This window comes from Lentilactobacillus hilgardii (assembly GCF_009832765.1).
GTDB lineage: Bacteria > Bacillota > Bacilli > Lactobacillales > Lactobacillaceae > Lentilactobacillus > Lentilactobacillus hilgardii.
In genome coordinates this window covers 2,705,066-2,718,721 of sequence record NZ_CP047121.1, presented here as the reverse complement: position 1 = coordinate 2,718,721, position 13,656 = coordinate 2,705,066, and the positions used below count along the sequence as shown (strand labels likewise).

Genomic DNA, 13,656 nt, shown 5'->3' with positions numbered 1-13,656 from the left:
GGTTTCTTGTCCTTTTTAATTTCACAAGTTATCCTTAAAAGGCAATGATATATCAGATAACAAGTTGGAGGTGCTATGAATCATTTGATGTTTCCTTATAATCAAATAAAAGATTGGAGATAAAAGAAATGCAGAAACAAAACAGAGTTTATACACCACGTAAAATAACCATTTGGCGTGGTATAGGCTATGGCATTGTTGATTTTGTTGGTGGTGGCTCAATGACAATCATTGGGGCATGGATGCTGTTCTTCTATACATCGTATTGTAATCTTACGGCTGTTGAAGGGGCTTCAATTATTGGTGCAGCCAGAGTAGCTGATGCAATATGTAGCTTATTGATGGGGAGTCTAACTGATAACTTCTATAAAACTAAGCTGGGGCAACGATTTGGCCGTCGTCATTTCTTTCTGCTAATTGGGTCGCCACTGATGCTGCTGTACATTACACTTTGGATTGCCGGGATGAATTATTGGTATTATTTTGCAACGTACATGGTCTTTGAGGTTATCTCAAGTGCCATGATGATTCCGTATGAAACACTTCCAAACGAAATGACAGATGATTATAATCAGCGGACAAAATTATCTTCGGCCAGAATGTTCATTTCGGCAGGTGCGACCTTCCTTGCAACCTTTATTCCCGGACAACTATTTGCTATTTTAGGACAACATAGTCCGATGCCTTTCTTAGTAAACGGTACGTTATTCGCTATTATTTTTGCCATCGGAGTTTATGTTTGTTACGCAGTCACTTGGGAAAAACCGGTTACAGAAGAAATGAAAAAGGAACTGGAAAAGGATTCTGTTAATCATGGTTCTGTGTTTCAACGAATTTGGGGTTTGCTTAAAGACTATGGATCGACGTTACGGATTAAGAGCTTTAGAAAGCATTTGCTGATCTACCTGTTTTCTTTCACGGGTAAGGATACATTCAATACGGTCTTTGCTTATTTCTGTATTTATTGTCTGGGACTTTCCGCAACCGTAGCGGCTAACATGCTGTCGTTATCCCTGATCGGCTTATTGGTCACAATCGTAGCAGGTTTTGGCATGGTTAAATTTGGGCCGAAGTTTTTGTATGAGGTTGGCTATGGGTTAATGCTGTTAATGCTGGTTGGATATTATTTGATTTTCCAACTTCATATTACTTCCCATACGATCTTGTTACTCTTCTTCGTGTCATTGTTTTATCAAATCGGCCGAGCAACCTTGGAGTTTACGCCTTGGAATGTTTTTCCGTTTATTCCCGATTTAGACGAAATTGTGACGAAGCGTCGCCGAGCCGGTATTTTTGCCGCAGTGATGAGTTTTACTCGGAAATCAACGGTGGCAGTAGCAACAATTGCAGTCGGCTTTGTACTTGATGGCAGTGGTTTTACGAAAAATGCAGCTACTCAATCTTTAGCTACTCAGCATGCAATTGCAAACATTTTGTTATTTGGAACCGGTGGCTTGGTGCTTATTGCACTGCTGGTGGCTTTGACATTCAAACTTGATAAACGTACTCATCAAATTGTTCTCCAGGAAATCGTCCGTTTGAGAAATGGCGGCCAAAAGAAAGATGTTAAACCAGAGGTTGCTGAGACGGTGAAAGAATTGACCGGGGTATCTTATGACGATGTTTGGCCGGAAGATGATTTGGAAAGGAATAAATAAATGGTTGATACAGATCAAAAATTACTAATGCCGACACATTTAAACGTCAATTTATTATCGTTTGCATATAACGTTGAACAGTCACCGGTTTTTAGCTGGTGGGACCATAGTCGTCTTTCCAACAGCTATCAAACAGCCTTTCAAATTGTCGTTTCAAAACGGTTGCATGAATTAGCCAATCAAACGTATTTGTTTAACAGTGGTTGGGTAGCAGTTACCAATAATACAGCTGTTAAGTTGGCACAATTGTCTTCTTTGCTGCAGGCAGGAGAATTGTATTATTGGCAGGTTCGAATAAAAGATAATCATGGAAACATCAGTGACTTTTCGGAACCCAATAAATTTATTTGTGATGATAAATTAAATGAAAGCCCAAAAGGAATATGGTCATCGAAGACGTCAACCGTTGATCAGGAGCTGCCTAAATTAGGGAACGTTGCTTTTATTCGCAGTCCCCAAATAACATTGAATTCAGCTGAAATTGATACTGCAGTGATAACCGCTTTCTCTAGAGGGAACGAACCTCTTTTTGCACAGGGCTTTGATTTGTTTATGAATGGCAGAAGTGTTGGTGTCGGATCTGCACGCCCGCAGGCAGATTATGACGGATCCGATCAAACAGGCATTTATTATAACAAGTATGATGTAACCGAATTTATTAAAAATGGTAAAAATGTAATCAGTTCTCTGGCAACCGCCAGTTCGATGAGGAAGGCATTTTGGTGTCAACTTGATGTTTATCGAACGGATGGAACAAAGAAACGAGTGATTGTCACTGACAGTAGTTGGAAGGCTTTGGATGGCAGTAGTGCCTTTGGCGACTTTGGTGTGAAAATGCGGAGCCTGTACTTCGGACAGGTTTCTGAGAACGTGGATATGCGATACTACCCCCAGAATTGGACGACCGTCAATTTCCAGGATGACGGTTGGGATAACGCCTGGGTTAATCCAAATGTCATGGTAAATACCAGCGAACGACTGGTACCATATAGAAGCGAAAACACACTTCGAATTGACTCTCATCAACCAACTAAAAAAATTAGTAAACTTGGACCGCAAAACTATCTGATTGATTTGGGAAAAGAAATTATTGGCGGCGTAAACGTTCATTTAGACAGTCAATTGTTACAACGGGTGACCGTTTTGATGGGTGAACAGTTAAAAGATGATGGCCATGTCCGTCACCACTTGGCGTGTGGACCTGATTATGTTGAGAATTGGACGCTGGTTCAAGGTGAGAATTCATTTACAACATTACAGATGAAAAATTATCGATATATTGAGCTGGTTGGTTTTAAAGGGGACTTAAAGCTTAATGATATTAACGGTTGGGCAATGGAACAGGCGTTTTCTGAAACCGAAAGTTCATTTGAAAGTGATAATGACCTGCTGAATCGTGAATATGAGTTATCCAAATATTCGATTAAGGCAACTAATCAGGATGTTTTCGTTGATTCCCAAGCCCGTGAGCGTCGACCGTATGAAGGAGATTTGCTTGTTAACGGCAACACCAGTTATGTTGTCTCATCTCATTACTCATTAGGCAGACATTCATTGGATTACCTCATTGATAATCCGACTTGGCCAGAAGATTATAAATTGTTCAATGTTGAAATGGCGTGGCTGGATTATTTGTATACAGGAAACGATGAGTTGCTTCATGATCGTTACGATGATTTAAAAGTTAAATTCAACCGGGGGAAAGGTGCCGATAGTTTTGACGGTGCGGCGCATGATTTCATGGGAACACTGCGAAACGGTAAAGGCATTGACAACTTTGACGAACAGGTTGGCTTAGTAACCAATGATGGCCTGATTGATTGGCCGATTCGCGAGCGGGATGGCTTTGTAGAAGGAGAATATAATACACCCTTTAATGCCATCTACTTTGGGACTTATCGAATGATGAGCAAAATTGCCAAAGTCACCAATCATCCAAACGATGTCCGGTTTTACGAACAACGTGCAAATCGGATTAAACAGCAGTTAATCGACAAACTATATGATCCACAAACCGGTAGATTTTATGATTCTTTAAATAAGGATTTGTCGGTAAATAAACACACATCTCATCATGCTTCCGCCTATGCTTTATGTTATGGCGTGTACGATGGCCAGAATATGGCAGATAAAATCAGTAAATTTGTTGCCAACGATGGTGAATTTATTGGGAGTGTTTACTTTATTTACTTTATGTTGAAGGGATTAATTGATTCCGGACATGCAAATGACGCGATCACATTGTTAACCAATGATGATAATCGAAAAGATAAGAAAACATTTGCTGCTATTTTGGATCAATTAAATGCAACGATTGCACCTGAGGCATGGAGCAATGCTTATAAACCGAATTTAACACTGTCCCATCCTTGGGGTGCCACCCCCGGTTTAACCATTGTTCAGGGGATTATGGGTATTAATCCGATTAAACCAGGTTTTGAAACATTTCGGATTAAAATCCGTCCTGGAAACCTTTCTTATCTTCGAGTGACTACACCATCTTCCCGGGGCATTATCAAAGCAAAATATAAACGGGAAAACCGACATGTTCAAATCAACGTTGATATCCCAATGAATACAGAAGCTGTTATTGATTTGGAAAAGGGTAGCCAGACCGTTGTGATCCAAGATATCGATGGGAATCAGCTGAGTGGTGACCTGTCTACCGAAAATAGGGTTACTTTATCATCAGGAAAATACCAAATTTCATATGAGTTGTTAAGGTCAAAACAGCTCCACGTTTAATAAAAAGGAGAAGAACTTATGAAAAAATATGGGCGCTATTGGAACCTAACTATAGCTGCAGGGTTGGGATCAATGCTTGGATCAGGTATTATTGTTGGATTGGCAAGTACAATTACAGTTTGGCAGCTTGGATTACACTTAACTAATGGTCAGGTGGGCGTTATTTCCGGTGCTTTGACGTTTGCAATCGCATTTGGATCAATCTTCGGCAGTCGTTTTGCTGATAAAGTCGGTATTGTTGGAATCTTTGACTGGGTTAACTTTCTGTATGCGCTTGGCGCCGGAGTCTGTGTCTTTGCGAACGGCTACTGGATGTTACTGATCGGAACGGTTATCTGTGGTATCGCCTCAGGGACAGACTTGCCGGTTTCATTAACGGTGATCTCAAGGGATGCACCAAACCAGGAAATGGCTTCACAAATGGTGGCATCAACCCAGATCTTTTGGCAAGCCGGTCAATTTGTTTCAACCGGTGCTGCCTTCGTTGTTTCAACGATGAGTGTCACGGGTGGTCGAATTGTTTTCGGATTCTTTGCCATCGTTGCGTTAATTCTTTGGGTTTGGCGTACCCTTTCCAAAGGGATTAAAGTACTGCATAAAGAAGCTGCAGAAAGATTGGCTCAGCGTGAAAGTAAGCAGGAAGAAAAAGTTAAGGTTTCTATGACACAGGTTCTTTTCAAGAGTCCCCGACGTAAAGTTTACATGAAATTATTTGCTGCTATTTCTATTTACTATATTTTCTGGAATTTCGTAGCGAATACATTTGGGCAGTTTACGACATTTATGTTCGTTAAAGCAGGGGCTTCCCAGACGCTTTCTACTGGGATTGGCTTGGGACTTCACATTGCTGCACTGTTTATTTTGGGATTATATGTAACCATTGCAGGTTCTGCCAAACGAAACACATGGTTTGCGATTGGGGTTGTCTTTGCACTGGTAGCAATGGCTGGATTAGCGGTCTTTGGTAGTGAATCAATTGCCCTAATCGTTGCATTTATGCTGATTTGGGGTGTTGGTAGCATGCTTTCCGGAGAAGCAATTTACAAGGTTTGGACACAGGAATCATTCCCTGAAGAAATTCGGGCAAGCATTCAAGGGTTTATTAATGGCGTTTCAAGATTTCTTTGTGGCCTACTTGCCATGGTGACACCACTTCTTGTATTGCCAACAACGATTAAAATGACAATGTGGGGATTTGTTGGAATTGTTCTGGTATTCGGTATTGCCGGATTCTGTATGATCCATTTCGAAAAGAAATATCATATGCTTAAAGATGATGATAAAACTGGTGAGACGACAAAGAAGGATTCAAATGTCACTGCAACACCAAATAATTAATCAAAGAATAACGATAAGAAATGCTTTTTAAGCTTAAAAAGAGATGTTACCCATAAATGAGTGACATCTCTTTTACTGTATCTTTAGTTTTTTGAAGTTTCTTCATAATTCTTAAAATAATCCGGATAAGCATTCAAGACTTTTTGTTTTTCCAGAAGCATCAAATGAAGATGTTGTGTGACCAAAAATGTGAGGTCATCGATATTTTGATTTAACACGGCATCGAAGATTCGTTGATGCTGATCAAGCAGGGTGCTCCAGTTAAGTTCGCTTTCTTTTAACCGTAATCTGCGGAAACGATTAAGTTGGGTATTATTGATTTGCAACCATTGCCAAACGGTATCTTTATGAACAATTTTATAAAATTCATGATGAAAGTCCTGATCCAGATCAAAAAAATTATCGGGTTCATTGTTCATGGCTGTTTTGGTTTGTGCCCTTAAATTATCTTCTAGAACATTCTTTGCATTATCGGTCATTTTAACGGCGGCATCCACCATGATACTGGGTTCAATACAGTTTCGAACAAAGCGGGCATCCTTGGCATCTGCCATATCAATTCGGGTGATGTAGGTACCGCTCTGAGGTATCACTTCAATAAGGCCCTCACGTTCAATTCGGATAATCGCCTCTCTGACGGGCGTTCTTCCAAGATCAAGTTCCGAAGAAATTGTCTTTTCGGAAATCTTTTGTCCAGGGATGTAGTCAAAATGAATGATTCTATATTTAATTTCGTTGTAAGCATCGCTTCGCATGTTATCCATCATAGGTTTTTGCTCCTTTTCATACGAGTTTAATAGTAGCATAAACTTGTTCAAAAGTTAACGTAAAGTATTGTAAAAACTAGGGTATTGACAATCTGATATATCAGAATATAATGATATTGAAAACGGATTCAGTAGACTTGTGTATCAGTTTCGAAATATTTTGTTGAAAACGCTGATCCGAGACTATTTTAGGAGGATTTGTTCATGGTAAAAATTACTGACAATTACTTAACTGATAAAAAAGCATTTACCGATGCCGGCATTAAGGTCCCGAGTTACGACATCACTCAAAAGACCGGTGCCACTCGCTGGGTTCACTTTGGTGGCGGCAACTTGTTTAGGGCCTTTCACGCGGCAATTGCTGATCGTTTGCTTGAATCCGGTGATTTGGATGCCGGGGTGGTGGTTGCTGAAACCCATGATCCAGACGTTGTCGAAGGTGTTTATAAGCAATATAATGATCGAATTTTACGAGTGATCACTCACGAAGATGGCAAATTCGAGAAGGAACTCTTTGCCTCGGTTGCCGACTCATTGTTCTTTGCAGCCGATCATCAGGCAGAATGGGATAAATTATTCAAGATTTTTGAAAATCCGGCTTTACAGTTAGCAACCTTCTCAATTACCGAAAAGGGTTATAACCTTTGGGATACCGAAGGCAATTTATTACCGGCTATTCAGGATGATATCAAGAATGGTCCCAAGGCACCCAAAAACAACATGGCCAGCTTAACGGCTTTGATGTTTGCCCGTTTTAAGGCTGGCAAATATCCAATGGCCCTTTTAAGTACCGATAACTTCTCCCAAAATGGCGAACGGCTTCAAAAGAGTGTGCTGACTATTGCGGATGGTTGGGCTAAGAATGGTTTGGTACCGGCTGAATTTGTCGACTATTTAAAGGATGATCAAACCATTAGTTTTCCACTTTCAATGATTGATCGGATCACACCAAATCCCTCTGACACGGTTTCGGATCAATTGAAAAAGGACGGTTTTGAAGATTATCAAATTCTTCATACGCCTGGTCATACCAATATTGCAGCTTTTACCAATACCGAGGAGACGCATTATTTGGTCGTTGAAGACGATTTTCCGAATGGCCGTCCGGCTTTGGACAAGGCCGGTGTTATTCTAACTGATCGGGATACGGTGAATGATGCGGATGAAATGAAGGTGACGACCTGCTTGAACCCATTGCATACTGCCTTGGCCGTTAATGGTAGTTTACTTGGCTTTAACTCAATCGCTAAAGAGGTCAGTGATCCTGACATGCTGAACCTGATCAAGCAAATCGGCTACGTTGAGGGATTGCCGGTTGTTACCGATCCAAAAGTGATCAACCCAAAGAAGTTTATCGACCAATTGGTTAACAAACGTTTGCCGAATCCATATATTCCGGATATGCCACAACGAATTGCTTCCGATACGTCACAGAAGTTGGCTGTTCGTTATGGGGTGACCATCCAACATTACATTGATGATCCTAAGCGTCAACCGGCTGATCTGAACTTTATTCCATTGGTTTTGGCTACTTGGTGCCGTTACTTGATGGCCGTTGATGATCAAGGCAAGACCTTTACACCAAGTCCGGATCCTTTGTTGAGTGAGTTGCAGCCAAAAGTGAGTGATATCAAACTGGGCGACAAGACAGATGTGCATGCACATTTGAAGGATATTTTGTCTAATAAGTCCATCTTTGGTCATGATCTGTATGCCATTGGTTTGGGTGAAAAAGTAGAAGCTTACTTTGCCTCACAAATCAGTGGTACCGGTGCCGTTCGTAAGACATTGGCAGAAGCATTGGCAAAATACGCAAAAAACGTCGACTAGAAGATAAGGGAGACTTGGATTTTGACTTTATTAAATGATGACTTTTTATTAACGACCCCAATGGCTAAAAAATTGTTTCATGATCATGCATCTAAAATGCCGATCATTGATTTTCATTGTCATTTGGATCCAAAAGAGATCTATGAAAACAAAAATTATGAAAATATTACTCAAATTTGGATTTATCAGAATGGATTCGGTGATCATTACAAATGGCGTTTAATGCGGGCCAACGGTGTTCCTGAAAGACTCATAACCGGAGACGGTGAGGATTATGACAAATTTATGGCGTGGGCCGGTACTATTGAAAAGGCAATCGGAAATCCATTGTATGAATGGACCCATTTGGAACTCCGCCGTTTCTTCGGTATTGACGATGTCTTTAATCGTAAGAGTGCACCGGCAATCTGGAAAAAAGCAAATGATATATTGAAATCGGATGATTTTAAGCCGCGTAGCTTAATTAGAAACTCTCATGTTCAAGTTGTCTGCACAACGGATGATCCTGCATCGGATTTGAAATATCACAAGCTTTTAAAGCAGGAAGAATCGCAAAATGGCTTTAAAGTTTTACCGGCTATGCGCCCAGACAAGGCTTTTAACTTGACTGCCGACAGTTATAACGATTATTTGAAACAGCTTTCTGAGGTTTCCGGTGTTGATATTACATCATTCGATACATTAGTCGCTGCCCTCAAGCAACGCTTCGAATACTTCAGAAGCCTCGGTGGACGTTTGTCCGATCATGGGCTGAACTTCTTTCATTTTGTGCCGGCAAGCAAAGGCGAAATGGATGCCATTATTGAAAAGGCACGTGATAATCAACCATTAACGGATAAAGAAGTTAACCAGTATCAAACAATGCTGGTTGAATCACTGATGAAACTTAACAAAGAATTCGGCTGGACAATGCAATTTCATATGAATGCTACTCGAAATGCAAACAAACCAATGTTTAAGCAATATGGTCCGGATGGCGGTTTTGATTCTATGGGTACCCAAGCTGATCTTGGACAGGAATTCATGAAGTTGTTGATTAATATGCAGACCAAAAATGACATTCCGCGCGCTATTTTCTATTCATTGAACCCTAATGACTGGATGCAATTGGCTACCGGTATGGGTGATTTTCAACAGGATGGTGTTCAAAAGCTTCAGTTAGGAGCAGCTTGGTGGTTTAATGACACCTTTGATGGGATGAAACGCCAGTTGACCATTATGGCTGAACAAAGCCTACTGCCCAACTTTGTCGGTATGCTGACGGATTCGCGGAGCTTCCTTTCTTATCCACGTCATGAATATTTCCGACGGGTTCTTTGCAACGTGATCGGTGAATGGGCAGCTCGTGGGCAGGTACCTGAAGATGAAGATTATTTGGGTAAAATTGTTGAAGACATTTCTTATAACAATGCACACGATCAATTCGGCTTCTTTGATCAGGACTAGGAGCTGAGAGTATGCAGACGATTAAGAATGACTATTTTACTGCCGATATCAATGAGCATGGTGCACAATTGACGCATTTGATTAATCGATCAGAGAGTTTTGATTATATCTGGAATAACGATTTATGGCCCAAACACGCCCCGATTCTCTTTCCTGCAATTGGACGTTCAAATGATGATGCTTATTTGGTTGCCGGCCAAAAATACGAGATGCCTCAACATGGTTTTGCCGGGGACGCGGATTTTGAAGTCGTTGATAAAACGACTGACCAGGTTTCGTTATTATTGGTTGCAAATGAAGCCACAAAGGCCTATTATCCATTCGTTTTCAAGCTTCGGGTAACTTTTAGTCTCAGTGAAACGGGATTGGCTGTTCATTTTAATGTTAAGAATGACGGTGTTGAAGACTTGTCATACTCACTGGGGTACCATCCTGCATTCAATGTTCCCATTAACGGAGAAGGGGCATTTGATGATTATCGTTTAGCTATTCAGCCTGTCAATCATCAGCTGGAGACTTATGAAATTGTCAAAAAGCCGAATCCATATCGTTCCGGGAACATAGAGGTATTACCCAACTATGCAAACGGTGTTGTGAAACTTGACCACCAGATGTTTGAAAAGGGACTTTTGATTATTAAGAGCACGGGCATCAAGTCTGTTAAACTTTATTCGGAAACTGACACATCACATTCTGTAACGGTTGACGTGTCGGATTTTGAGCATGTCACACTCTGGACCAAAGAGGGGGCAAACGCACCATTTCTGTGTATTGAACCCTTTAACGGATTACCGGATGTCTACGGTGATTTGGTTGAACTTGGCGAAAAAGAAGGAAACCATCATACCAGTGCCGGTTTAACGTCCAGTTATAGCGTCAAGGTGGACTTAAAGTAGGCTTCTTGAAGACTTTAAAAAGATTTTGACATCCTAATCATAAAGAACTAGTATATCAGTGTAAGCAAATAATAAATTTTCAAAGGAGAACTTGAGATGGAATATAACATCGCGGTTGTTAACTCAAGCAGTTTTGGACAAGTATTTAAAGAGCATTGGCAGGAACTTGAAAAGATTGGAAATGTGAAACGTTTCATGCTGCCAACCGATATTGACGGAAAGTCATTAGCTGAAAAGCTTCATGGTTATAACGTTATTATTGCAAGTGTGACACCATTCTTTAATAAAGATTTCTTTGATAACAAAGATGAAACCTTATTAATTTCCCGTCACGGAATTGGTTTTAACAATGTTGACGTTAAAGAAGCCAAGAAACACGGGACTCAGGTCACAATCGTGCCACAATTAGTTGAACGAAATTCGGTTGCCGAAAATGAACTGGCAAACTTGATGGCATTGGTTCGCCAAGTTGTCCCTTCATCAGAACGTGAACGTGCCGGCCGTTATCAGGACCGTGCCCAATTTATGGGAAATGAATTCAGTGGTAAAACGTTTGGTGTTATCGGTTGTGGCAATATTGGCAGTCGAGTAGCCGAACTTTTCAGTATTTTCGGCGGTCCGGTGTTGGTTAATGATCCGGATCCACATGTTACCAGTGAATGGCTAACCAACAATAACGTAGAACGCGTTGACTTGGAAACACTATTAAAGCGATGTGATTATATTTCATTGAATGCTTCTTTGGATGATAACAGCTACCACTTGCTTAACGCTGAAACAATCAAGAACCTTAAGAAGGGTGCTTATATCTGTAATAACGGCCGCGGTGCGTTGATTGAAGAAAAAGCAATTAGTGATGCGATTGAAAGTGGTCAACTGTCGGGCTATGCTGCGGACGCAATGGAAGTTGAACCGGTAAAGGAAGACCATCCATTCTTAAAGAATGATCGCATTCTTTTGACCCCACATACTTCAGCATACACATATGAATGTCTGCATGGAATGGGTGAAAAGTGTGTTGGAGATGTTAAAGACATCGTTGCCGGCAAACGACCGGTTCGAGAATTGACCCATACGTTAGACGACTAATCCTTGTTTTGAGAAGATTGCATGGCCTGAAGTTAACCCAGATCATGCAATCTTTTTTTGTAGAGAAGTTGCCACGAACCGGCTCTTCCCAGACAAATAAATAATGGGAGAATATGTGAGATCCAATCGGATTATTTCCGCATACAGACGGTAATGAAAGCGCTATTGACAAACTGATATATTTGATTTAAGCTACTGGTATATTAGTTATCGTGAGAACGGAGATTTTAATTATGGATTATATTATTGGAATTGACGTGGGAACCACCAGTACGAAAGCATTGCTTTACGATACCGATGGCAGAATCTACGCAAAAGCAAATAAGGGATACACACTTTATCAAGATACACCGGATATGGCAGAGGAAGATCCGGATGAAATTTTTAACGCAACGCTGTCCGCTATTCAGGAAGTTGTGTCACAATCTCAGCTTACCGATGGCAAGGTTGTCGCTATTTCGTGGTCGGCTCAACAACATAGTCTGATTGCATTGGATGAGAACTATAAGCCGTTAATGCGAACAATGACATGGGCAGATAACCGTGCCGAAAGATACGCTGCTGAATATAAACAAAATGGTCGCGGTATGGAGATCTATAAGCGGACCGGGTTGCCAATACACCCGATGGGGCCATTTTACAAATTACTTTGGCTTAAAAATGAAAAACCGGATCTTTATAAAAAAGCAGCTTACTGGGTAGGCATTAAAGAATATATTATCTGGCGTTATACCGGCACTTTAAAGGAAGAGGTATCGATGGCTGCTGCCACCGGACTTTTGAACATGAAAACAGCCCAGTGGGACGACGTGGCACTGAAAGAAACCGGCGTTAAGAAGAGTCAGTTGCCTGAATTAGTTAATATTACGAATAAATTTCGCGGGATTCATTCTGAATATGCTAAAGTAATGGGCATTGATGACGATGTTTACTTTGTCATGGGCGCGACGGACGGCGCATTATCAACGATCGGGGTCGGCGCTATTGATACCGGTGTCCTTGCGATCAACATCGGAACCTCGGCTGCCGTGCGGACGTTTGTTGACCAACCTCGAATTGACCCAAAAGCAAGGCTTTATTGTTACCCAATTATGAAAGGGAAGTATTTGGTCGGTGGCCCAATTAATAATGGCGGTATCATTTTAAACTGGGCACATGATTCCCTATTCGGCGCCGAGCAGGAAGCCGCAAAGCTCCTGGATATCGATTCCTATGATATGCTTTCGAAAATTGCGGCGACCGTTCCTGCCGGGGCGGATGGATTGATCTTTCATCCCTATCTAGGTGGTGAACGGGCACCACTGTGGGATGCCAACGCCCGCGGATCGTTCTTCGGCCTTAATCGGAAACATACCCGGGCCCATATGATTCGAGCCGTGATGGAAGGCATTATGTATAATCTCTATTCTGTTTCGTTGGCGTTGAAAGAAGTTTCTGGAGAACCCAAAGCTGTTTTGGCTGCCGGAGGGTTTGCCCGTTCAAAGCTTTGGACCCAAATGATGGCCGATATTTTTGAAAATGACATTACGATTCCGGAATCGTATGAAAGCGGCAGCCTGGCAGCCATGTTCCTAGCTAAAATGGCGTTGGGCATGGAAGATGATTTAGCCGATATTAAAAAGTACCTTGGCAAAGAGCATCGTTATCAGCCAAATGAAGAAACATTTGAACGTTATCGTAAATTGATTCCGATTTATATTCGCCTAAGCCGTGATTTCTCAACTGAGTATAAGGATATTGCGGATTATCAACGGGAATTTACTAACGATAAATAAGGCTGGCGTGGTTCGAATCAATGCTTAACGGACATTAATCAGGAACGATTAGGCTGTTATCGAAAAAGATTATGCAAATTGAATGGTATTGCATTTGGCGTAATAAAAGCAG

9 protein-coding genes are annotated in these 13,656 nt (G+C 41.2%); 8 read left to right on the top strand and 1 reads right to left on the bottom strand.

Annotated features, from left to right (window positions below; all coding sequences use genetic code 11):
* Positions 1–128: 128 nt before the first annotated feature.
* From GQR93_RS12855 to GQR93_RS12845, 3 genes are read left to right on the top strand one after another with little or no spacing between them, the layout of a single operon-like run.
* The gene (locus GQR93_RS12855) at positions 129–1,658 is read left to right on the top strand and encodes an MFS transporter (RefSeq protein WP_159298804.1); all 1,530 of its coding nucleotides are present in this window, start codon (positions 129–131) and stop codon (positions 1,656–1,658) included.
* The gene (locus GQR93_RS12850; RefSeq protein WP_003553220.1) at positions 1,659–4,403 is read left to right on the top strand and encodes a family 78 glycoside hydrolase catalytic domain; all 2,745 of its coding nucleotides are present in this window, start codon (positions 1,659–1,661) and stop codon (positions 4,401–4,403) included.
* A gap of 18 nt (positions 4,404–4,421) precedes the next feature.
* Positions 4,422–5,741: an MFS transporter gene (locus tag GQR93_RS12845; protein ID WP_003553221.1), complete on the top strand. Its 1,320-nt coding sequence runs from the start codon at positions 4,422–4,424 to the stop codon at positions 5,739–5,741.
* Between the two features lie 83 nt (positions 5,742–5,824).
* Here the strand turns inward: GQR93_RS12845 and GQR93_RS12840 are convergent, their stop codons facing one another.
* Positions 5,825–6,508: a GntR family transcriptional regulator gene (locus GQR93_RS12840; protein WP_035444642.1), complete on the bottom strand. Its 684-nt coding sequence runs from the start codon at positions 6,506–6,508 to the stop codon at positions 5,825–5,827.
* A 204-nt stretch (positions 6,509–6,712) separates the two neighbouring features.
* On the opposite strand from GQR93_RS12840, the gene GQR93_RS12835 reads away from it, so the two are divergent.
* The 5 genes from GQR93_RS12835 (at position 6,713) to gntK (ending at position 13,544) form a co-directional block, all read left to right on the top strand.
* On the top strand, positions 6,713–8,338 hold the full coding sequence (locus tag GQR93_RS12835) for a mannitol dehydrogenase family protein (RefSeq protein WP_003553223.1): 1,626 nt from the start codon (positions 6,713–6,715) through the stop codon (positions 8,336–8,338).
* 21 nt (positions 8,339–8,359) lie between these two features.
* A complete protein-coding gene (uxaC, locus tag GQR93_RS12830) occupies positions 8,360–9,784 on the top strand; it encodes a glucuronate isomerase (RefSeq protein WP_035444643.1) in 1,425 nt (474 codons plus the stop codon).
* A gap of 11 nt (positions 9,785–9,795) precedes the next feature.
* Positions 9,796–10,680 carry an aldose 1-epimerase family protein gene (locus tag GQR93_RS12825; protein WP_003553226.1) on the top strand — a complete coding sequence of 295 codons (885 nt, stop codon included), beginning with the start codon at positions 9,796–9,798 and terminating at the stop codon, positions 10,678–10,680.
* Between the two features lie 96 nt (positions 10,681–10,776).
* Positions 10,777–11,769: a D-isomer specific 2-hydroxyacid dehydrogenase family protein gene (locus tag GQR93_RS12820; protein ID WP_003553228.1), complete on the top strand. Its 993-nt coding sequence runs from the start codon at positions 10,777–10,779 to the stop codon at positions 11,767–11,769.
* A 233-nt stretch (positions 11,770–12,002) separates the two neighbouring features.
* The gene (gene gntK, locus GQR93_RS12815; RefSeq protein WP_003553230.1) at positions 12,003–13,544 is read left to right on the top strand and encodes a gluconokinase; all 1,542 of its coding nucleotides are present in this window, start codon (positions 12,003–12,005) and stop codon (positions 13,542–13,544) included.
* Positions 13,545–13,656 lie beyond the last annotated feature (112 nt).

Coding starts and splice junctions, on each gene's coding strand:
- GQR93_RS12835 (WP_003553223.1), top strand. CDS start 6,713: ATGGTAAAAATTACTGACAATTACTTAACTGATAAAAAAGCATTTACC.
- GQR93_RS12840 (WP_035444642.1), bottom strand. CDS start 6,508: ATGATGGATAACATGCGAAGCGATGCTTACAACGAAATTAAATATAGA.
- GQR93_RS12845 (WP_003553221.1), top strand. CDS start 4,422: ATGAAAAAATATGGGCGCTATTGGAACCTAACTATAGCTGCAGGGTTG.
- GQR93_RS12825 (WP_003553226.1), top strand. CDS start 9,796: ATGCAGACGATTAAGAATGACTATTTTACTGCCGATATCAATGAGCAT.
- GQR93_RS12855 (WP_159298804.1), top strand. CDS start 129: ATGCAGAAACAAAACAGAGTTTATACACCACGTAAAATAACCATTTGG.
- GQR93_RS12820 (WP_003553228.1), top strand. CDS start 10,777: ATGGAATATAACATCGCGGTTGTTAACTCAAGCAGTTTTGGACAAGTA.
- GQR93_RS12850 (WP_003553220.1), top strand. CDS start 1,659: ATGGTTGATACAGATCAAAAATTACTAATGCCGACACATTTAAACGTC.
- gntK (WP_003553230.1), top strand. CDS start 12,003: ATGGATTATATTATTGGAATTGACGTGGGAACCACCAGTACGAAAGCA.